The sequence below is a fragment of the Octadecabacter dasysiphoniae genome (genome assembly GCF_021532615.1).
Lineage (GTDB): Bacteria > Pseudomonadota > Alphaproteobacteria > Rhodobacterales > Rhodobacteraceae > Octadecabacter > Octadecabacter dasysiphoniae.
In genome coordinates this window covers 370,256-389,339 of the sequence record NZ_JAKGAQ010000002.1, presented here as the reverse complement: position 1 = coordinate 389,339, position 19,084 = coordinate 370,256, and the positions used below count along the sequence as shown (strand labels likewise).

The 19,084-nt window shown below is 59.6% G+C and carries 19 protein-coding genes; 15 read left to right on the top strand and 4 right to left on the bottom strand.

Annotated features, from left to right (window positions below):
- Positions 1 to 26 precede the first annotated feature (26 nt).
- The 5 genes from argH to L0664_RS08780 all read left to right on the top strand — a co-directional run bounded on the left by argH (position 27) and on the right by L0664_RS08780 (position 5,885).
- Positions 27 to 1,421 carry an argininosuccinate lyase gene (argH, locus tag L0664_RS08800; protein ID WP_235225279.1) on the top strand — a complete coding sequence of 465 codons (1,395 nt, stop codon included), beginning with the start codon at positions 27 to 29 and terminating at the stop codon, positions 1,419 to 1,421.
- Complete coding sequence (locus L0664_RS08795; protein WP_235225278.1) at positions 1,418 to 1,594, top strand: hypothetical protein; 177 nt, start codon at positions 1,418 to 1,420, stop codon at positions 1,592 to 1,594. Before argH ends, L0664_RS08795 begins: the two co-directional genes overlap by 4 nt.
- 1 nt (position 1,595) lies before the next feature.
- Positions 1,596 to 1,904 (top strand): DUF2834 domain-containing protein, encoded by a 309-nt coding sequence (locus L0664_RS08790; protein ID WP_235225277.1) that lies wholly within the window; start codon positions 1,596 to 1,598, stop codon positions 1,902 to 1,904.
- Entirely contained in the window at positions 1,904 to 3,169 is a 1,266-nt protein-coding gene (gene lysA / locus L0664_RS08785) for a diaminopimelate decarboxylase (protein ID WP_235225276.1), read from the top strand. The genes L0664_RS08790 and lysA overlap by 1 nt, the downstream gene beginning before the upstream one ends.
- Positions 3,170 to 3,242: 73 nt before the next feature.
- The gene (locus L0664_RS08780) at positions 3,243 to 5,885 is read left to right on the top strand and encodes a DUF4175 domain-containing protein (RefSeq protein WP_235225275.1); all 2,643 of its coding nucleotides are present in this window, start codon (positions 3,243 to 3,245) and stop codon (positions 5,883 to 5,885) included.
- On the opposite strand, the gene L0664_RS08775 is transcribed toward L0664_RS08780, so the two are convergent.
- On the bottom strand, positions 5,882 to 6,736 hold the full coding sequence (locus tag L0664_RS08775) for a zinc-ribbon domain-containing protein (protein ID WP_235225274.1): 855 nt from the start codon (positions 6,734 to 6,736) through the stop codon (positions 5,882 to 5,884). The genes L0664_RS08780 and L0664_RS08775 overlap by 4 nt on opposite strands.
- A gap of 165 nt (positions 6,737 to 6,901) precedes the next feature.
- On the opposite strand from L0664_RS08775, the gene L0664_RS08770 reads away from it, so the two are divergent.
- The 5 genes from L0664_RS08770 to L0664_RS08750 are packed head-to-tail and all read left to right on the top strand — an operon-like array spanning position 6,902 to position 10,371.
- On the top strand, positions 6,902 to 7,573 hold the full coding sequence (locus L0664_RS08770) for a cell division ATP-binding protein FtsE (RefSeq protein ID WP_235225273.1): 672 nt from the start codon (positions 6,902 to 6,904) through the stop codon (positions 7,571 to 7,573).
- Positions 7,573 to 8,475 carry a cell division protein FtsX gene (locus L0664_RS08765; RefSeq protein WP_235225272.1) on the top strand — a complete coding sequence of 301 codons (903 nt, stop codon included), beginning with the start codon at positions 7,573 to 7,575 and terminating at the stop codon, positions 8,473 to 8,475. The genes L0664_RS08770 and L0664_RS08765 overlap by 1 nt, the downstream gene beginning before the upstream one ends.
- Complete coding sequence (locus L0664_RS08760) at positions 8,472 to 9,209, top strand: lysophospholipid acyltransferase family protein (RefSeq protein WP_235225271.1); 738 nt, start codon at positions 8,472 to 8,474, stop codon at positions 9,207 to 9,209. Before L0664_RS08765 ends, L0664_RS08760 begins: the two co-directional genes overlap by 4 nt.
- On the top strand, positions 9,206 to 9,805 hold the full coding sequence (locus tag L0664_RS08755) for a pyridoxamine 5'-phosphate oxidase family protein (RefSeq protein ID WP_235225270.1): 600 nt from the start codon (positions 9,206 to 9,208) through the stop codon (positions 9,803 to 9,805). Before L0664_RS08760 ends, L0664_RS08755 begins: the two co-directional genes overlap by 4 nt.
- Positions 9,799 to 10,371, top strand: a complete 573-nt coding sequence (locus tag L0664_RS08750) for a hypothetical protein (protein WP_235225269.1) — start codon at positions 9,799 to 9,801, stop codon at positions 10,369 to 10,371. The genes L0664_RS08755 and L0664_RS08750 overlap by 7 nt, the downstream gene beginning before the upstream one ends.
- Before the next feature lie 4 nt (positions 10,372 to 10,375).
- Here L0664_RS08750 and L0664_RS08745 read toward each other — a convergent pair whose 3' ends face one another.
- Together L0664_RS08745 and L0664_RS08740 are read right to left on the bottom strand one after the other, a co-directional pair.
- Entirely contained in the window at positions 10,376 to 10,870 is a 495-nt protein-coding gene (locus tag L0664_RS08745) for a hypothetical protein (RefSeq protein ID WP_235225268.1), read from the bottom strand.
- A complete protein-coding gene (locus L0664_RS08740) occupies positions 10,867 to 11,829 on the bottom strand; it encodes an acetyl-CoA carboxylase carboxyltransferase subunit alpha (protein WP_235225267.1) in 963 nt (320 codons plus the stop codon). The genes L0664_RS08745 and L0664_RS08740 overlap by 4 nt, the downstream gene beginning before the upstream one ends.
- 99 nt (positions 11,830 to 11,928) lie before the next feature.
- Between L0664_RS08740 and L0664_RS08735 the strand changes: the two genes are divergently transcribed.
- A complete protein-coding gene (locus L0664_RS08735; protein WP_235225266.1) occupies positions 11,929 to 12,768 on the top strand; it encodes an AraC family transcriptional regulator in 840 nt (279 codons plus the stop codon).
- Here the strand turns inward: L0664_RS08735 and L0664_RS08730 are convergent.
- A complete protein-coding gene (locus tag L0664_RS08730; RefSeq protein WP_235225265.1) occupies positions 12,765 to 13,721 on the bottom strand; it encodes an L-malyl-CoA/beta-methylmalyl-CoA lyase in 957 nt (318 codons plus the stop codon). The genes L0664_RS08735 and L0664_RS08730 overlap by 4 nt on opposite strands.
- Positions 13,722 to 13,953: 232 nt before the next feature.
- Between L0664_RS08730 and dgcN the strand changes: the two genes are divergently transcribed.
- The 4 genes from dgcN to L0664_RS08710 all read left to right on the top strand — a co-directional run bounded on the left by dgcN (position 13,954) and on the right by L0664_RS08710 (position 19,075).
- Positions 13,954 to 14,955 carry an N-acetyltransferase DgcN gene (gene dgcN / locus L0664_RS08725; RefSeq protein ID WP_235225264.1) on the top strand — a complete coding sequence of 334 codons (1,002 nt, stop codon included), beginning with the start codon at positions 13,954 to 13,956 and terminating at the stop codon, positions 14,953 to 14,955.
- A gap of 67 nt (positions 14,956 to 15,022) precedes the next feature.
- Complete coding sequence (gene dgcA / locus L0664_RS08720; protein ID WP_235225263.1) at positions 15,023 to 15,988, top strand: N-acetyl-D-Glu racemase DgcA; 966 nt, start codon at positions 15,023 to 15,025, stop codon at positions 15,986 to 15,988.
- 5 nt (positions 15,989 to 15,993) lie between these two features.
- Positions 15,994 to 16,854, top strand: coding sequence for a D-amino-acid transaminase (locus L0664_RS08715; RefSeq protein WP_235225262.1), 861 nt, complete (start codon positions 15,994 to 15,996; stop codon positions 16,852 to 16,854).
- A 67-nt stretch (positions 16,855 to 16,921) separates the two neighbouring features.
- Complete coding sequence (locus L0664_RS08710; protein ID WP_235225261.1) at positions 16,922 to 19,075, top strand: OmpA family protein; 2,154 nt, start codon at positions 16,922 to 16,924, stop codon at positions 19,073 to 19,075.
- Positions 19,076 to 19,084 lie beyond the last annotated feature (9 nt).

Below are 19,084 nucleotides of genomic sequence, written 5' to 3'. Positions count from 1 at the left end.
TAAACCTTGGGCTAGGGACGCTTTTCATGTCTGATAAATCATCCTCGAATGCAATGTGGGGCGGTCGTTTTGCCGCGGGTCCGGATGCGATCATGGAAGCGATCAACGCGTCCATCGGATTTGACCGTCGTTTGGCGAAACAAGACATTGATGGCTCCCGCGCGCATGCAGCCATGTTGGCCGCACAAGGTATCATCAGCGATACCGATGCAGAGGCCATCCGTGAAGGCCTCCTCACGGTGTTGTCAGAAATCGAAGGCGGAACATTCCCCTACCGTGTCGAACTCGAAGACATTCACATGAACGTCGAGGCGCGCCTGAAAGAAATCGTTGGCGAACCCGCAGGGCGTTTGCACACAGGCCGATCCCGCAATGATCAGGTCGCGGTCGATTTCCGCCTGTGGGTGCGCGATCAATGCGACGCTGCTGATAGTGCCCTAAAGGCATTGATGGAGGCCTTGATTGGCCAAGCCGAAGATGGCGCTGATTGGGTCATGCCCGGCTTTACGCATCTTCAGGTCGCCCAGCCGGTTACATGGGGCCACCACATGATGGCCTACGTCGAAATGTTCGCGCGTGATCGCGCTCGTTTCGCCGATGCGCGCAAACGGATGAATGAATCCCCCCTTGGCGCAGCAGCGCTGGCAGGCACGTCCTTCCCGCTTGATCGTCAAATGACTGCAGACGCGCTGGGCTTCGATCGCCCCATGGCCAATTCGCTTGATGCCGTCGCTGCACGCGACTTCGCGCTCGAATTCCTTGGCGCGGCGTCGATTTGCGCGATGCACCTGTCCCGTTTGGCCGAAGAGCTGGTTATCTGGTCGTCCGCGCAATTCCGCTTTGTCGCTATGTCGGATCGTTGGTCCACCGGATCAAGCATTATGCCGCAAAAACGCAATCCTGACGCGGCTGAACTTCTGCGCGCCAAAATTGGCCGCATCTTCGGGGCCAATGTCGCGCTGATGACGATTATGAAGGGCCTGCCGCTGACCTATTCCAAGGACATGCAGGAAGACAAAGAACAGACGTTTGATGCAGCGGATTCCCTCATGCTCGGCCTCGCCGCGATGACAGGCATGGTCGCCGATATGAAAGCGCGCCCAGACGATCTGCGCATCGCCGCCGCCATGGGCTTTTCCACTGCCACGGACCTCGCCGACTGGTTGGTGCGCGAATTGGGCCTGCCGTTTCGTGATGCGCACCATATTACTGGATCGCTCGTCGCCATGGCCGAAGAAAAAGGCTGCGATCTGCCGGAATTGACGCTGTCAGACATGCAATCAGTCCACGCAGACATCACCGATGCAGTTTTTGACGTGTTGGGCGTGGACAATTCCGTCGCCAGCCGCACATCTTATGGGGGCACCGCACCCGTCAACGTTCGCGCCCAAATCGCCCGCTGGAAGGATGAATTGTCATGACGATCAAAATTTTCGCCCTCACTGCGCTGGCCTTTGTGGCGGCCTGCGGTGCCAATGATCCGCCCTTTCGCCCAACCGGAAATGTTGGTGTCAGCGCGGGCACCAACGGGGTCAATACATCGGCGAATGTCGGCGCGACCAACGGCACGTTCTCTGTCGGGCTGAGCCTGTAAGATGCGCTGGTTGTTTGCCGCACTCGCCCTGTGGGGCGCGATCCACCCGATGTATTATTTCATCCAGTGGTTCCAGCAAAACACGTGGGACATCATGGCGATGGTCGACGCGTGGCACGTGAATGCCGCCGCGTCCGGCCTTGTCTGGGACCTTACGATTGCGGCCATCGCGCTGACCGTCTGGGTGATTTATGAAACTGCACAAACCCGCCAGTTCATCCGCCTTATCGCTATTCTGGCGACGTTCTGCATTGGCGTCAGCTGTGGCCTTCCTCTTTATATTTTCATCCGCATGAGTAAATCCGCCTAATGGACCATTTTCTTTATCGCGACGGTCAGCTGATGGCCGAAGACGTCGCTGTTACAGACATCGCAGCCGCCGTCGGCACCCCGTTTTACGCCTATTCGTCGGCCACGCTGCTGCGCCATTTCAAACTGTTTGATGATGCACTTGCGGGCACGGATCACCTCGTGTGTTTTGCGATGAAATCCTGCTCCAACATAGCTGTGCTGAAACTTCTTGGTGATGCAGGCGCGGGTATGGATGTGGTGTCGGGTGGCGAATACCTGCGCGCCAAGGCCGCTGGTGTGTCCGGCGACAAAATCGTGTTTTCCGGCATCGGCAAAACGCGCGATGAAATGCGCATCGCGCTGGAAGGCGGCATTCGCCAGTTCAATGTTGAATCCGAACCCGAAATGCAGGTGCTGTCGGACGTCGCCGTGTCCCTTGGCATGGTCGCGCCAATCACCGTGCGCGTGAACCCTGACGTGGACGCCAAGACCCACGCCAAAATCTCCACCGGCAAAAAAGAAGACAAATTCGGCATTCCGATCAGCCGCGCGCGCGAGGTTTATGCAACGGCGGCCAAGCTCCCCGGGCTTAAGGTGATCGGCATCGACGTTCACATCGGCAGCCAGCTGACCGAACTTGAACCTTTCCGCCTCGCTTACCGCAAGGTCGCCGAACTGACGGAAACCCTGCGCGCGGACGGCCATGAAATCACCCGCCTTGATCTGGGCGGCGGCCTCGGCATTCCTTATGCGCGCGACAACAACGCACCACCGCTACCGCTGGAATACGGCGCGCTGATCAAAGAAGAAGTCGGCCATCTGGGCTGCGAGATTGAGATCGAACCGGGCCGCCTGATTTCAGGCAATGCAGGTATCCTTGTCGCCGATGTCATCTACGTCAAAGAAGGCGAGGGGCGTAAATTCCTGATCCTTGATGCCGCGATGAACGATCTGATCCGCCCCGCCATGTACGAAGCACATCACGATATCATTCCCGTGCAAGAACCCGCGCCGGGCGAAGACCAAACAGAATATGACATCGTCGGCCCGGTTTGCGAATCTGGCGATACTTTCGCCAAGGGCCGAAATATGCCGACGCTCAAGGCGGGTGAACTCGTCGCGTTCCGCTCAGCCGGGGCTTACGGTGCCGTGATGTCCAGCGAATACAATTCCCGCCCCCTCATCCCCGAGGTTCTGGTGCATGGGGATCAATTTGCGGTTATCCGCCGACGCCCGACCTTTGACGAGATGATCAATCGAGATACCATACCAGAGTGGCTATGACACCATAACACCAGCCATCCTGATCAGGAGACGCCCACTGACCCCACTCGGTCCAACGCCACGGCATTTGAAAATGCCCGTTTTGCTGACCCGCTTGGGGCTGATCGCAGAACGTGTGACCCAGGCGTTCTGGCCCTTCTGGACAGTGTTGTTTTTCGTATTGGCCCCGCTGATCCTTGGCTGGCAGGATTTTCTGCCCCTCGAAGTGGTCTGGACCTACGGTGTCATCGCAATTCTGGCGCTGTTGTGGACATTCTATCACGGAATCCGCCGTCTGAACTGGCCAAGCGAGGGCGAGGCCGTTGCCCGCGTTGATGCGCGCCTTCCCGGTCGCCCCATCGCCGCGCTGAATGACGTGCAAGCCATCGGCGCAGGTGATGCCGCCTCTGAGGCCGTGTGGGCCGCACACCTCGTTCGGATGCAGGAAAAAACACGGCTGGCGCGGGCGGTTGAACCCGATCTGCGCGTGTCCTCGAAAGATCCCTACGGTTTGCGCTACATGGCTGTGCTGTGCATGGTTGTGGCGCTGTTGGTCGGGTCAATCTCGCGCATCGGGTCTGTTACGCAATCGGGCACAGGCACCGAAATACTGGCCACTGGCCCCGTGTGGGAAGGCTGGATCGAACCGCCCGCCTACACCGGAAAGCCCACGCTTTACCTTGCCGATATTGTCGCCAACCGCGTGCAAGTCCCGCAAGGGTCGTTCATAACGCTGCGCCTTTATGGCGAAGTCGGCGATTTGTCGGTCAGTGAAACCGTGTCGGGCCGCACGACGGACCTTGGTGCCGCGACCGATCAACAACAAGGGTTCGAGGTTACGCAGGCTGGCACGTTGTCCATTGAGGGCGAGGGCGGCACATCGTGGCAAATCCTGTTGCTCGCCGATGAACCACCCACCGTCGAATTCACCGGCCCGATCGAAGCAGACGCGCAGGGCGAAATGTCCCAGCCGTTTTCGGCCATGGATGACTACGCCGTTATTGCGGGCACCGCGACAATCGAACTCGACCTTACCGCGCTGAACCGCCGCTACGGGCTGATCATCGATCCTGACCCGCGCGACCCCGTTGTCATCGATTTGCCGATGCCGTTTTCCGGTGACCGCGCTGATTTTGAAGAACTGCTGATTGATGATTTCAGCGAACACCCGTGGGCAAACCTGCCCGTTACAATGACCTTGCAGGTCGAAGATGGCGTCGGCCAGATCGGCACCAGCGACGTCGAACACCTGACCCTCCCGGGGCGGCGGTTCTTTCAGCCCATTGCGCGCGCCGTGATCGAACAGCGCCGCGATATCTTGTGGTCCAAGGCCAATGCGCCCCGCGTTGCCCAAGTGCTGCGTGCCGTGTCCAACCGCCCCGACGAAGTGTTCCCCGATGAAACGACCTACCTGCGCCTGCGCGCCATCATCCGCCGCATTGAGGCAATGGAAACATCCGGCCTATCGGATGACGTGCAATCAGAAATCGTAGACGCCCTGTGGGAACTCGCCGTGCAGCTTGAAGAAGGGTCCCTTGCGGATGCCCGTGCCCGCCTGGAACGCGCGCAAGAACGGCTTGAGGAAGCAATGCGCAACGGTGCGTCCGACGAAGAAATCGCCGAACTGATGCAAGAACTGCGCGAAGCGATGAACGACTATATGCAGCAACTCGCCAATGAGATGGAACCGTCCGACAACGACGGCACCGATCAACCCGACGAGCAGCAAAGCGGCGAAACCATCACGCAGGACGAAATACAGGCCCTGATGGACCGCATTCAGGAACTGATGGAAGAAGGCCGCATGGCCGAAGCAATGGAGCTGATGGAACAGCTCAACGAATTGATGGAAAACCTGCAAATGACTGAAGGTGGGGATGGCGGCGATGGCCCCCCTATGCCCGGTCAGCAATCCATGGAAGACCTCGCCGAAACCCTGCGCGAACAACAAAACCTCACGGATGAGGCGTTCCGTGACCTTCAGGAACAGTTCAATCAGGGCCAGGAACAAGGTCAGCAACAAGGCCAGCAGCCCGGCGATCAAAGCGGCCAACAGCCGGGGCAGCAACAAGGCCAAGGCGATCAACCGGGTCAGCAAGGTCAAGACGGGCAAGATGGCCAAGGCGGCCAGCAACCGGGCCAACAACAAGGTCAGGGCCAAGGTCAAGGTGACAACACACAGGGCGGCCTGACAGACGACAACGGGCAGGGCGGCGAAGGTGGCGGCAGCCCCCAAAGCCTCGCGGAGCGCCAACAAGCCCTGCGCGACGGGTTGAACCAATTGCGCAACGGCCTGCCCGGTTTGTCCGGCGATGCGGCCGAAAGCGCTGAACAGTCCTTGGAAAGTGCCGAAGGCGCGATGGACGGCGCCGAAGACGCATTGCGCGAAGGTGACCTCGCCGAGGCGATTGATCGCCAAGCCGAAGCCATGGATGCCCTGCGCGAAGGTCTGCGCAATCTTGGGCAGGCTTTGGCGGAAAACCAGATGGACGACCTCGAAGAAGGCCAAGGCACCCAGACTGGCAATGCCGAAGGCCGCCCCGAACCCGAACGCCGTGATCCATTGGGCCGCGAAATCGGCAACAACGGCCAGTTCGGCACCGAAGAATCCATGCTTCAGGATGAAATCAACCGCCGCGCCGAAGAACTGCTGCAGGAATTGCGCAATCGCTCAGCGGATCAGGAACGCCCGCAGATCGAACTGGATTACCTGCGCCGCTTGCTCGACCGGTTTTAGCCTTCGCCAGCGTCCGGTGTGCCCGATGCGATCAGCCCTTGCAGTTGTTGATCCAGCCAGATGCGCAGCCCATCGACCCAATTCACATAGGACGTCAGCGGTGCATCAAGCTGTGGCACAGCCGCGCTGATCTGTGGCGCAAAGATATAGGCTGCCAGCGCGATCACCGCGAGGATCACCATCAAGATGAATCCACGGCGGAACCCGCTGCTTTGCTTGGGCAGATCGTCTTCATCAATGCCAACATCGCTTTGCGCGGCGTCGGGGCGTAGGGATGAATTGATTTCTTCGATATCGGGCAACAGCTCACGGCGCGGCGCATCGCGTTCTTGCGCAATGGCGGCCCCGACAGCGGCGGCAATTTCAGGCTCTCCGCGCAGCTTTGCCAAACGGTCGCGCGCCTCGCGGCTGCGGCGGTCCTCGTCCGGGTCGCTTGGTTCGGGATCATGGGACAGATCAAGGTCAGGCTGCGTTTCGATCGTGTTTTCGTCTGCCTGACGGGCGGCCTGTTCGTACTCCGCCTCTTCGCGCAAAATATCCGCGACGCCAGGGTCCAATTCGCGCGCGCGGGGTGCGGGCTGTTCAGGCTCTGGTGTGGGTTCGGGTTCAGGCTGCGGTTCAGGTTCAGGCTGTGGTTCGGGTTCAGGTTCCGGCGCAGGCTGCTGCTCGGGCTCGGGCGCTGCATCAGGTGTCGGGGTCGGCTCTGTACCCAGCTCTGCTGCCTCGGATGCACCGGGTTTTTCAAACCACGTATGACCACAATTGGAGCATTGAACGTCGCGCCCGGCTTCTGGCACCACGTCATCAGCAACTTCATATTGCGCCCCGCAATTCGGGCAAATCAGCCGCATGTCTTAGTTCCCTCGCCTCAATCGGGCATTCTGCCCGAACTATTTGGGTGAATCTTACCGATCCTGTCCACCAAGCGCAAAGGTTTTACAAGCGTGCCGTCGCGCAGGCAGATTGCATGTGCCGTCGCTTTGCGCCAAAACCTAAATCAACGAACGGGGGCAGGCGTGATTGAACTCGACAATGTGGCCTATAGTTACGGCGGAGCAGAGCTGTTCTCTGCGCTGAACCTGCAACTTGCGCCCGGGTCCTTCCACTTTCTGACAGGTCCGTCGGGCGCGGGCAAAACCACTCTTTTGAAACTGTGCTACGGCGAACTGATCGCGACGGGCGGGCAGGTGCGCCTGTTCGGGCAGGATTCCCGCAGTCTGGATCGTGATAGCGTGGCCGATACGCGGCGGCGCATCGGGGTCGTGCATCAGGACTGTCAATTCCTTGATCATTTGTCTGTTGCCGAAAACATCGCTTTGCCGCTGACCGTCGCGGGCCAAACCACGCAAGCCGCCGATCTTGTGGATCTGTTGGGGTGGGTCGGCTTGACGCGACAGGCCGACCAGCTTCCGCCGCAGCTGTCCGGCGGTGAACGCCAACGCGCCGCCCTCGCCCGCGCCGTCATTATGTCGCCTGAAGTGATCCTTGCCGATGAACCCACCGGCAACGTCGATTGGGAAATGTCGCAGCGGTTGCTTGCGCTTTTGGTTGAGCTGAACAAAATGGGCAAAACCGTGTTGATCGCGACCCACGACATCAGCCTGATCCGCGCCGCCAAAGCACAGGTCAGCGCGCGTGTTCTGCGCCTCAAAGATCGTCGCTTGCAGCTTGCGGGGGCCGATCTGTGATGGATTTTATCGCCCGCGTGCTCACGCTTTTGTCTGGCGATCCACAGGCAGATCGCGCCGTGCCGCCCACCGGATACACCGCCCGCCTGACGCTGCTGACGTCTGGCGCAATGGCGTTTCTGGCGGTGTTTGCGCTGGCTCTGTCACTGGCGACGGGCCGCTTGGCGGATCGTTGGTCGGCAGAATTGGCCCAAACGTCTACCTTACGCATTTCCGCGCCCGCCGATCAGATGGACGCCCAGACCCTCGCCGCGCTTGAGGTTTTGCGCACAACCCCCGGCGTTGCCGACGCCCGTGCGCTGGACGCAGATGAACAACGCGCGCTGCTGGCCCCGTGGTTCGGGCCGGACCTGCCCGTTGAAACCCTGCCGATCCCGCAATTGATCGAAGTCATCGCAGACGGTACCGGATACGACACCGCAGGCCTGCGCGCGCGTCTTCAGGCCGAAGTCCCCGGCGCGGTTCTGGATGATCACACCCGCTGGCGCGAACCACTGGTCGAAGCCGCATCGCGCCTGCGCCTTTTGGGGTTCGTGTCGATCCTGCTGATCGCGGGGGCCACTGGCGCCATGATTACACTGGCCGCGAACGCCGCCCTTGCCGCCAACGCGCAATTGATCCGCGTCATGCGGCTGGTGGGCGCGCGCGATATTTACATCGCCCGCGCCTTTGTGCGCCGCTTTACCCTGCGCGCCTTGCTCGGTGCGGCTGTGGGCACGGCCATCGGCACGCTTGCCGTGCTGCTGCTGCCCAGCACGGATGCAGCGGGTGGGTTTCTGACGGGTCTTGGATTTCAGGGCTGGCACTGGCTCTGGCCGCTGACCATCCCGATCCTCGCCGCCTTCGTCGCTTTTGTGGCCACACGACAAGCCGCCCTTCGCACCCTAAAGGAGCAATCATGACATACGCCATCCAATGGGTCCGGTCCCTGATTTTTATCATCGTGATGTATGTCGCCCTGCTGCCATGGGGCATCGTGTTCGCCATCCCCGCCGTGATCTCGCGCCGTTACGCGATCCTGTGCTGCCGATCCTATTGCTGGTTTATCAAATGGTTCGCAGGTTGGATGATCGGCCTGAAATGCGAAGTCCGCGGCACGCCCCCACAAGACGAAGTCCTGATCGCCGCCAAACATCAGTCGTTCCTTGATGTATTGATGATCTACGGCGACATCCCAGCGGGCCGCTTCATCATGAAAGACATTCTGAAATACGCCCCCGTTGTCGGGCAGTTCGGCCTGCGCGTGGGCTGTATTCCCGTCAAACGTGGCAAACGCGGTGCCGCGATCAAACAGATGGTGGCAGATGTCGCCGCAGGGCGTTTGTTCCCTGGTCAGCTGATCATCTATTCCCAAGGCACCCGCATCGCACCGGGCGTAAAAGCACCCTACAAAATCGGCACCGGCGTCCTTTACAAAGAACTCGGCCAGGATTGCGTGCCCGTGGCTGCCAACGTTGGTGTGTTCTGGCCCAAGCGCGGCATCTACCGCAAACCGGGCGTCGCCGTGGTTGAATTTCTGCCGCGCATCCCGGCAGGCCTTGAGGTCAACGAATTTATGAAACAGCTCGAAGATGCAGTTGAAACCAAATCCAACGAATTGATGCGCGAGGCGGGGTTCACCGCGATAGATACATGAAAACCATCGATACGATCAACGATCTTGAGGCGCTTTATGACGCCGCCGTGCCCGCGTCCCTGACCAAAGTCATCACCCGCATCACGCCCCACTACGCCACGTGGATCAACACCGCGCGCTTTTGCGTTCTGACCACGGTGGGCCCAGAAGGCACCGACGGCAGCCCGCGGGGCGACATCGGCCCCGTCGTGCGGCTGGTGAATGATAAAACCCTGCATCTGCCGGACTGGCGCGGCAACAACCGTATCGACAGCTTGCGCAATATCGTGCGCGACGGGCGGGTCAGCCTGATGTTCATGGTGCCCGGGTCGTCCAACGTGATCCGCGTCAATGGCACCGCCGTTCTGTCCGTTGATCCCACCGTTACCGACAGTTTTGAACAAAACGGCAAGCACCCCAAATCCGTGATCGTGATAACCGTGGGTGAGGCGTATTTCCAATGCGCAAAGGCCATCATGCGATCTGAATTATGGACAGGTGATCCCAACAAAGACCTGCCCACCGCAGGGCAGATGATCAAAGAACAACAGGCCGAATTTGACGGCAAAGCCTATGATGAAGGCTACGCCGAATACGCAAAGGACCGGATGTGGTAACCAAAGTTCTAGGGCTGGCATCGGGCGCCTTGGTCGCGTCCCTTGGGGTGTGGGCCTTCAACGACTGGCGCCATGTCAGCGATGATGACCGCCTCACAGCGATTTTGCAGGACCATTGTTTGCCCTATGTGCGCAGCGGCGATGCCCCGTTTGATGGCATGGGCCGCAGTCCGGGCGTGTATGATCGGGTTGATCTTAACGATGGGTTCAAAGACGGCGGCGCACTGCTGATCCATGACGCGCGCTTTGTGGCGCAATGGGGCCTGTCCGCTGACAGCGGGCCGGACGGCGATACGACCTTTCGGGTTTGCGATGTGAAACCGACGTACGGGACCGATACCGTCGCGGGGTTTGTTGTGGCACCGGACGGGTTCATCGCGCGCTATAGTGACGTGATCGCACCAGACGGGGCCTTGGTTGCAGATCGTGATGCGGTGCCCGACAGCCCCGTGATCCTTGGTTGGTTCAACGAAAACGGTGATCAAAGCGACGGATTGCGCGTTGTCATGGCGGTCAGCACGGGGTTGGTGTCATCGCTTTTGGTTGGGCTGCCGCTGGCGGAATAACGGGTCAGCTTAGTGGGCAATCGGCCACATCAACATCCACCACGATAAACGTCTGCGGCCCAAAATCCTGCCCACCCAGATCGACATACAGCTTCGAGCCTTCCACAAAAACAGCCCCGTCCTGCAACACTGCCGTCGAATTTTCCAAATTCTGCGCCGCGCCATTGAACAGCACACACTCGGTCAAAAAATCCAACACATAGCCGTTGAATCCGGCCACGGGAAACGTGCCGCCAACGGTCTCGGGGTAGGTGACAATCACTTGCGCATCGCGGATGTCGACAATGGCGGGCACGATGTCCCAGCCGTTCTGCACGCCCTCGGGCCCCAGCCCGTATTCAATGTTATTGGAAACCACCGCCGGGTGACGTTCGCCCACATAAATCGGGGCGTCCGCGTCATCATAGGCCAGCGCGCCAAACGTCACCGTGCGCTCCATCAGCCCGCCTGCCGCTGCCGCTTGCGCGCTCAGTAATAGGGCAAGGCCGGCGCGGATCATGCCGCTAGGCCTTTGCTCCCGAGGTCGAGGTATTTTTGCCGCCGCGCTTGGCGCAGGGCTTCGGGGGATTTGCTGCTCAACTCTGCGATCATGCTGGAAATCGCTTTGCCCACGCCCTCAATCGCCGTTTTCTTATGGCGATGGGCGCCGCCGACGGGCTCATCGATGATGCGGTCACACACGCCCAGTTCTTGCAAGTTTTGCGCGGTCAATCGCAGCGCTTCTGCCGCTTCGCGCATCTTTTCGGCGTCTTTCCAAAGGATCGACGCGCAGCCCTCGGGCGAAATCACGGAATAAACTGAATGCTGCAACATCGCGACGCGGTTGGCTGTTGCGAACGCCACCGCCCCGCCAGACCCGCCTTCGCCGATAATCACGCTGACCAACGGGACACCGATTTGCAGGCATTTCTGCGTTGACCGTGCAATCGCCTCGGATTGGCCGCGCTCTTCTGCGCCTTTGCCCGGGTAGGCGCCGGGCGTGTCCACCAACGTCACAACAGGCAGGCCAAACCGGTCGGCCATATCCATCAAACGGATCGCTTTGCGGTAGCCTTCAGGGCGGGCCATGCCGAAATTACGCTCAATCCGCGATTTCGTGTCGTTGCCCTTTTCATGGCCGATCACCATCACGGGCTGCCCGTCAAGGCGTGCCAAGCCACCCATCACCGCGTGGTCATCCGCAAAATTGCGATCGCCAGCCAGCGGCGTGTATTCGGTAAACAACGCCTCGATGTAATCTTTGCAGTGGGGTCGATCTGCGTGGCGCGCGATCTGGCATTTGCGCCAAGGCGTCAGATCGGCGTACAGCGCCACCAACAAATCGGCGGCCTTTTTATCCAGCGCTTGCGCCTCGGCCTCCACATCCATTTCCTCGTTCTGGCGGGCCAGCGCACGCAGTTCAGCGGCTTTGCCTTCAATTTCGGCCAGCGGCTTTTCAAAGTCGAGGTAGTTGGTCATGCGACGTGCTCCAATTATTCTTACTCCGATATAAGGTCGCAGGTAGACGAAATGCAACTCAGCAAGATTTGTGCACTTGGGGCGCGTTAGGACAAGGCCATGGAACGCAAACACCCACATATGGACCGCATCATGCGCGTCATCGATTATATCCACGCGAACGCCGATCAGGATCTGTCGCTGGATCAACTGGCCGATGTGGCCGCCATGTCGCGGTTTCATTGGCAAAAGGTGTTTTCTGCGATCATGGGGGCATCACCTGCCGCCACGATCCGGTCCGTGCGTATGCACAAGGCGTCCATGTTGCTGGTGCGCACGGATATGCCCGTGCCCCAGATCGCCGTGCGCGTCGGGTATGACAATGACCGCAGCTTCGCGCGCACATTCAAAGACAGCTACGGTGTGACTCCGGCTGCGTTTCGCAAACGTGGACAGACGGCAGATCATCGTGGCCCAATACAAGGACACTCCCTGATGTTTGAAGTAACGACGAAAGAAGTCCCCGACATGCGCCTCGCCGCGCTTAGCCACCGTGGTGATTACGCGGAGGGCAGCGCTTGTTATCAAAAGGTCTCTACGATCATGTCGACGGGCAATCACTGGCCCCACACGGGCGGAATGGCGGGGGTGTATTACGATGACCCGAGCACAACCCCGATTGACGATCTACGCAGCCATGCGGGCGTCATCTGGAACGGGGCAGACATCCCCGACGGGCTCGAGGATGTCGCGCTGGCAGGGGGCAACTACGCCATCCTGCATTTCAAAGGCCCCTACAGCGGCCTCGTGTCGGCGTATCGGTTTCTGTACGGTGATTGGCTGGCTGGCAGTCAGGCCGAACTGCGCGATGCCCCGTCCTTTGAGGTGTACCTCAATGATCCCACGAACACCGCGCCTGATGATTTGCGGACAGACATTTACATGCCGTTGGCTGGTTAACCCGCGATCATCTCGCTCTGTTTGACGATGACTTCGGCCTGCTTGATCGATGCGATGTCGACCAAGCGGCCTTTGTAAACGGTCGCCCCCTCGCCGCGCTCTGTCGCGTCTTTCATCGCGGCGAGGATTTCACGGGCTTCTGCGACGGCCTCCTCAGACGGGGTGAATACCTCATTGGCCAGCGCGATCTGTTTGGGGTGGATGGCCCATTTGCCAACCATACCAAGGGTCGCGCTGCGCCGTGCTTGGGCGCGGTAGCCTTCATCGTCGGAAAAATCCCCGAACGGGCCATCAACAGGCAACACACCGTGGGTGCGGCAGGCCGCAACAATCGCCGTCTGTGCCCAATGCCACGGGTCGCTGTAATGGCGCGCCTCACCGTGTAGCATGTAATAGTTTTCCTGCGTCCCACCGATGCCCGTTGTTTGCATCCCCATGGAGGCTGCAAAATCAGCAGCACCAAGCGACATCGCCTGCATACGCGGTGACGCGGCAGCGATTTCTTCTACATGTGCGATACCAGCGGCGGATTCGATAATAACCTCAAAAGAAATCGGTTTTGTCCGCCCCTTGGCGCGCTCAATTGCTGTCACCAGCGCATCAACGGCATAGATATCACCGGCACATCCGACCTTGGGGATCATGATTTGATCCAGTCGGTCGCCCGCTTGTTCCAACACATCCACCACATCGCGATACCAATACGGCGTGTCCAACCCGTTGATCCGCACGCTGACTGTCTTGGTGCCCCAATCAATCGTGTTGATCGCCTCGATCACATTGGCGCGCGCGCTGTCTTTGTCGCTCGGGCTGACGCTGTCTTCAAGATCAAGGTTCACAACGTCCGCAGCGCTCGCCGCCATCTTGGCAAACAGTTTGGTATTGCTGCCGGGGCCAAACAACTGGCAACGGTTCGGGCGGGCGACGGGCGTGGGTTGCAGGCGAAATGACATGGGCAATCCTGTGGGTAATGAAGTTGCGTATTTTCTGGCGACGGAGGTAGATTATTGCGCGCAATGCTGCAAGTGCGAAAGCGGCATGATGTCTTAGCTGTAGGTGGAAAAAAATTGCACAAGAATTCCAGTTTACGCAAAAATATTCGAATTAATGTTTGTTTACGGTGTATTTCAAAAGACTTTACCCGCCCATCTGTCCCATTCTGCGCAAAACCCTAAGGAGGCTGCCATGATTCCCACCCCATATCTTTTGTTCCTCGGCGATGCGCCCGATCAGCTTGCTGCGAAAGTGGCCCAAGGCATCAAAGACTGGCGCCCTGAAAACGCTGTTGGCCAGTTCCGCCTGCCGGGGTGTGGCGCGGATGTGGGGATCGATGATCTGACTTTGCAAGAAGCATGGGACGCAGGCGCGCGGACCGTCGTGATTGGCGTGGCGAACCGTGGCGGCATCATTTCGCAAAGCTGGAAGGACGTGCTGATCGAAGCCCTGGGCATGGGGTTTGACCTCGCCTCGGGTCTGCACAATCTGCTGCGCGATGAAAACGATCTGGTCGCCGCGGCGCGTGTGGCCGGCCAAACCCTGCACGATGTGCGTATCCCGTCCGTCGCCTATCCGATTGCCAATGGCCTGAAACGCACGGGCAAACGTTGCCTCGCGGTGGGAACAGATTGTTCGGCTGGCAAGATGTACACTGGCCTCGCGATGGACGGTGAAATGCGCAAGCGCGGTATGAAATCTACGTTCCGTCCCACGGGCCAGACAGGCATCCTGATCACAGGGGGCGGTGTGCCCTTGGACGCAGTTGTCGCCGACTTTATGGCGGGCGCGGTCGAATACCTCACGCCGGACAACGACGAAGATCACTGGGATCACATCGAAGGGCAGGGCAGCCTGTTCCACGCGTCCTATTCCGGTGTGACGATGGCGCTGGTTCACGGCGGTCAGCCAGATGCCTTGGTGTTGGCGCACGAACCCACCCGCACACACATGCGCGGCTTGCCAACCTATAGCCTTCCGACGCTCGAAGCGCTGCGCGATCTGTCTTTGCAGGTCGCCCGCGTGGTGAACCCTGATGTCAAAGTCATCGGTATTTCTGTCAACACACAGCACTTGTCCGAGGACGAGGCCAACGCCTGTCTCAAGGAAATCGAGGACCGCATGGGCTTGCCCACGGTTGATCCATTCCGCCATGGTGCGGATCGTCTGGTGGATGCCCTCGTCGCACTGTAATGTCCTGATCTCCCGTCGGAGCCTCCGGCGGGAGTTTATTGGCCTAGATGAAGATGAGGCAAATCGAATGACAATTGCGGTCACCCAAGACGTGTTCCAACTGGCAGAGGTGTTCACCATCTCGCGGGGGTCGCGCACGCAGGCCAAAGTTCTGACCGTCAAGATTGAACGCGACGGCGTGGTGGGGTGGGGCGAATGTGTGCCGTATGCGCGGTACGATGAAACCATGGACAGCGTGACAGATCAGATCGCGGGCCTGCCTGCGGATGTGACGCGCGATGGATTGTACGACCTGCTAGAGGCGGGTGCTGCACGCAACGCCGTTGATTGTGCTTTGTGGGACCACGAGGCGAAAATCACAGGCAAACGTGTCTGGGATTTGATCGGTGTGCCCGCGCCCGCGCCCTGCATCACCGCATTTACCCTGTCGCTGGACACACCTGAAAACATGCGCGCGGCGGCGGCGAAACATGCCGATCGCCCGCTTCTTAAAATCAAGCTCGGCACGCCCGATGACATGGCGCGGCTAGAGGCTGTGCGCGAAGGTGCCCCGAAATCCACCATCATCGTGGACGCAAACGAAGGTTGGACGGCTGAAGTCTATACCGACCTCGCGCCGCATCTGATCCGCCTCGGCGTGACGATGGTAGAACAACCGATGCCCGCAGGTCGCGACGACATGCTGGGCGAAATCGCACGCCCGCTGCCTGTGTGCGCCGATGAATCCTGCCATGACACCGCAACGCTTGCGGGGCTGAAAGGCAAATATGACATGGTCAACATCAAGCTGGATAAAACCGGCGGTTTGACCGAGGCGCTTAGACTGAACGACGCCGCACGGGCCGAGGGCTACAAAGTTATGGTCGGCTGCATGGTCGGATCGTCCCTTGCGATGGCGCCGGCGACGATTGTTGCGCAAGGCGCCGAAGTGGTTGACCTTGACGGCCCGCTGCTTCTGGCCGAAGACCGCGATGAACCACTTATTTTTGATGATGCCGGCGTACATGCACCCAGCCGGAACCTATGGGGATAACCAACATGAGCCGCACAGTTTACGTAAATGGCGAATACCTGCCCGAAGAAAAAGCAACCGTTTCGATCTTTGACCGCAGCTTTCTGATGGCCGATGGCGTTTATGAGGTCACGTCGGTTCTGGGCGGTAAGCTGATCGATTTTGCGGGCCACGCCAAGCGGCTCGAACGGTCCCTCAATGAACTTGAGATGCAGAAACCTGATGCTTTTGATGACCTGCTGGACATCCACCGCGAACTGGTGCGCCTGAACGATATCGACGAGGGCATGATCTATTTACAAGTCAGCCGCGGCAGTGCCGGGGATCGCGATTTCGCCTATCCCAGCGCGGACGTCAAACCGACACTGGTGCTGTTCACGCAGAATAAACCCGGTCTGGCCGACAGCCCCAAAGCCCTCGAAGGGTTCAAGGTTATTTCCATCGACGATCAGCGGTGGGGCCGCCGCGATATCAAGACAACCCAGCTTTTGTACCCCTCTATGGGCAAAATGATGGCCAAGGCGGCGGGCTGTGATGATGCATGGATGATCGAGGACGGCCACGTCACCGAAGGCACGTCCAACAACGCCTATATCGTCAAAGGCAATACGATCATCACCCGTCATTTGGGCACCGAAATCCTCCACGGGATCACGCGTGCCGCCGTTCTGCGTTTCGCCAAAGAAGCACAGATGAAGATCGAAGAGCGTAGTTTCACCATTGAAGAGGCGCAGGGTGCGGATGAGGCGTTTATCACCTCAGCGTCCACATTCGTGATGCCTGTCGTTGAAATTGATGGCGCGGCTGTCGGTGCAGGCACGCCGGGCCCGATTGCTGCGCGTCTGCGTGAAATCTACCTCGAAGAAAGCCGTAAAGTCGCCATCTAAGTGCGATTGAAAAGGGCCCGCTTGCACGTGGGTCCTTCACGCGGCCATAGTGACCTAAAGGTAATCCATGCCGGAGGGTGACGTGCGCAGGTTAATCGGGGGTCTTGTGTTGGCGGGCGGCGTTGCGGCGCTGGGGTATGTCGCATCGACAGACCACGCGACCCGCATTCAAGCCACGATTTCCGATCAGGCCACCGCTGCTGGCGCGCAGGCCGTCACGCCCCAAACCTGGACAATGCGTGTGTCTGGCCGTGATGTTACTGTGTCTGGATATGTTCTGGGCGATACGGGCGTGTCCGTTCTCAGGACTGCACTTCAATCCGTGGAAGGTGTGCGCACCGTGAATGTGGATGCCCTAGAGGCAGTGCCCTATGCCCCAAATTTTTCCATGCGGATTTATCTGTCTGACGGGGCTGTTCGCGCGCAAGGGTCCGTGCCCACACCCGATGCGTTTGGCCTGTTCCCTGACGGCAGTGATCTGACCCTTGCCGCGGGTGTGCCGGATGAAAACTGGATCACCCTCGCCGCTGCCGCGCAAACCCCCGTGTCCATGCTGCAATCAGGTGGCGCCCTTTTGACGGAACGAGTATTGATGATCGGCGGTGTTGCGCAAACCCCCGATGATCGCGACGCCATCATCGCCACGCTAATGCCACTTCCGCCCGGCTATACGTTGGACAACGATATCACCGTTCTTGACGATGGGACCCCTTTGCGGCTGACGCTTGATCTGCGCGATGATGCAGTTTCTGCGACTGGCAAATTCCCCGCCGATCTGTCGACGGATGTCATCGGTGAGTTATTCGCCCTACGCGATCCCATCGATGTCACCCAATCGATATTCCCCGCGCAAGACCCTGACTGGCACAGGCTTGTCCGTGTCAGTATGGCGGCCGCGTCCGAACTGATCGACGCACAACTGGTCATTGATGGTGCAACCGCCACCCTGACCGGTTCAGGCACCCCGGACGGGATTGAACAGGCCAATGCGCGTTTGGCGCAGATACCGGATGGCTACGCTGTCACCGCCGATCTTTCGCTGTGGGACGACGGCGCGCCCTTGGCCATGACAATGGATTGGGATGGTCGCCAAGCCAGCGCCACCGGTAAATTCCCCACCGGTTTCAACCCACGCGGCCCTGCGGGCGTGGCCGTCACAAGCGATGCAGCCCGCAGTTTTCTGCCAGATACAGATGGCGCGTTCACGGATAATTCAAACGCGGGTGTCACGGCTTTGGGCTTGTTGACGACGGGTGTTTTGGATGTCACCGCAGATGCAATTGTTCTTACGGGCACCGCCGCATCGCCGCAGGTTGATGTGGTCCTTGATAGCGTCTTTGCCAATCTGCCCGCGGACACAAACATCACCCGCACGATCACCTATCTGGATGATGGATCGCCCGCCGCATGGACGTTGCAGTATTCCGCGACAACAGGTGCGACGGTTGAAGGCCGCTTGCCCGTTGGTCTGTCGATGGATGACATCGCATCGACCCTCGAGTTGGCGGATATCGATGGCACCCCTGTGACGGCGGTCGAAGATGACAGGGCAGGCACCAGCCTTGATACGCTGACCATTGCAGCCCGTTACCTGCCCGAAGTCGAACAGATGACCTATGCGCGCGACGGGGACGGCAGCGCGCTTGATCTGATCCTGTCCCCGGGCGTTGACGTTGATCTGGTGGCAGTTGATCTGGCCGAAACGCTGCCCGGTGATGTGGCGTTTTCCCTCGGTCCGCTGGACGGTCTACCAGATGACGGCACGCAGCGCCTGAACGCCGCAACGGGTCTGAACGAAGTATTCACAGGCGGCTTCTGGTTGCCCGATCTGGATTTCACGGCTGATGTCGGGGGTTGCACCGCCGCGTCCATGGCCATTCTGGACAGCGCCACAATCAATTTCCTGTCCGGTTCTGCGCGCCTTGATGCCACGTCAATCCGCGCGATCAACGGTCTGGCGGCGGTGGTGCGCCCCTGCCTCGATGCGGGGCTGCGCCTTGAAATTGGCGGGCACACGGACGCCACGGGTGATGCAGACAGCAACAACGCCCTTAGCTTTAACCGCGCCGCCGAAGTGCGCGCCGCCCTGATTGATCGTGGGGCCACCGCAGATGTGATGACCCCTGTGGGTTACGGCCAGACAGATCCAATTGCCGACAACGCAACACCCGAAGGGCGCGCGCAAAACCGCCGCACGACCCTGTCGTGGACCCAGCCCTGATGCCTGAAA

Excerpts from the sequence above, each read along its gene's own strand:
- argH (WP_235225279.1), top strand. The coding sequence starts at position 27 with ATGTCTGATAAATCATCCTCGAATGCAATGTGGGGCGGTCGTTTTGCC.
- L0664_RS08795 (WP_235225278.1), top strand. The coding sequence starts at position 1,418 with ATGACGATCAAAATTTTCGCCCTCACTGCGCTGGCCTTTGTGGCGGCC.
- L0664_RS08790 (WP_235225277.1), top strand. The coding sequence starts at position 1,596 with ATGCGCTGGTTGTTTGCCGCACTCGCCCTGTGGGGCGCGATCCACCCG.
- lysA (WP_235225276.1), top strand. The coding sequence starts at position 1,904 with ATGGACCATTTTCTTTATCGCGACGGTCAGCTGATGGCCGAAGACGTC.
- L0664_RS08780 (WP_235225275.1), top strand. The coding sequence starts at position 3,243 with ATGCCCGTTTTGCTGACCCGCTTGGGGCTGATCGCAGAACGTGTGACC.
- L0664_RS08775 (WP_235225274.1), bottom strand. The coding sequence starts at position 6,736 with ATGCGGCTGATTTGCCCGAATTGCGGGGCGCAATATGAAGTTGCTGAT.
- L0664_RS08765 (WP_235225272.1), top strand. The coding sequence starts at position 7,573 with ATGGATTTTATCGCCCGCGTGCTCACGCTTTTGTCTGGCGATCCACAG.
- L0664_RS08760 (WP_235225271.1), top strand. The coding sequence starts at position 8,472 with ATGACATACGCCATCCAATGGGTCCGGTCCCTGATTTTTATCATCGTG.
- L0664_RS08755 (WP_235225270.1), top strand. The coding sequence starts at position 9,206 with ATGAAAACCATCGATACGATCAACGATCTTGAGGCGCTTTATGACGCC.
- L0664_RS08745 (WP_235225268.1), bottom strand. The coding sequence starts at position 10,870 with ATGATCCGCGCCGGCCTTGCCCTATTACTGAGCGCGCAAGCGGCAGCG.
- L0664_RS08740 (WP_235225267.1), bottom strand. The coding sequence starts at position 11,829 with ATGACCAACTACCTCGACTTTGAAAAGCCGCTGGCCGAAATTGAAGGC.
- L0664_RS08735 (WP_235225266.1), top strand. The coding sequence starts at position 11,929 with ATGGAACGCAAACACCCACATATGGACCGCATCATGCGCGTCATCGAT.
- L0664_RS08730 (WP_235225265.1), bottom strand. The coding sequence starts at position 13,721 with ATGTCATTTCGCCTGCAACCCACGCCCGTCGCCCGCCCGAACCGTTGC.
- dgcN (WP_235225264.1), top strand. The coding sequence starts at position 13,954 with ATGATTCCCACCCCATATCTTTTGTTCCTCGGCGATGCGCCCGATCAG.
- dgcA (WP_235225263.1), top strand. The coding sequence starts at position 15,023 with ATGACAATTGCGGTCACCCAAGACGTGTTCCAACTGGCAGAGGTGTTC.
- L0664_RS08715 (WP_235225262.1), top strand. The coding sequence starts at position 15,994 with ATGAGCCGCACAGTTTACGTAAATGGCGAATACCTGCCCGAAGAAAAA.
- L0664_RS08710 (WP_235225261.1), top strand. The coding sequence starts at position 16,922 with ATGCCGGAGGGTGACGTGCGCAGGTTAATCGGGGGTCTTGTGTTGGCG.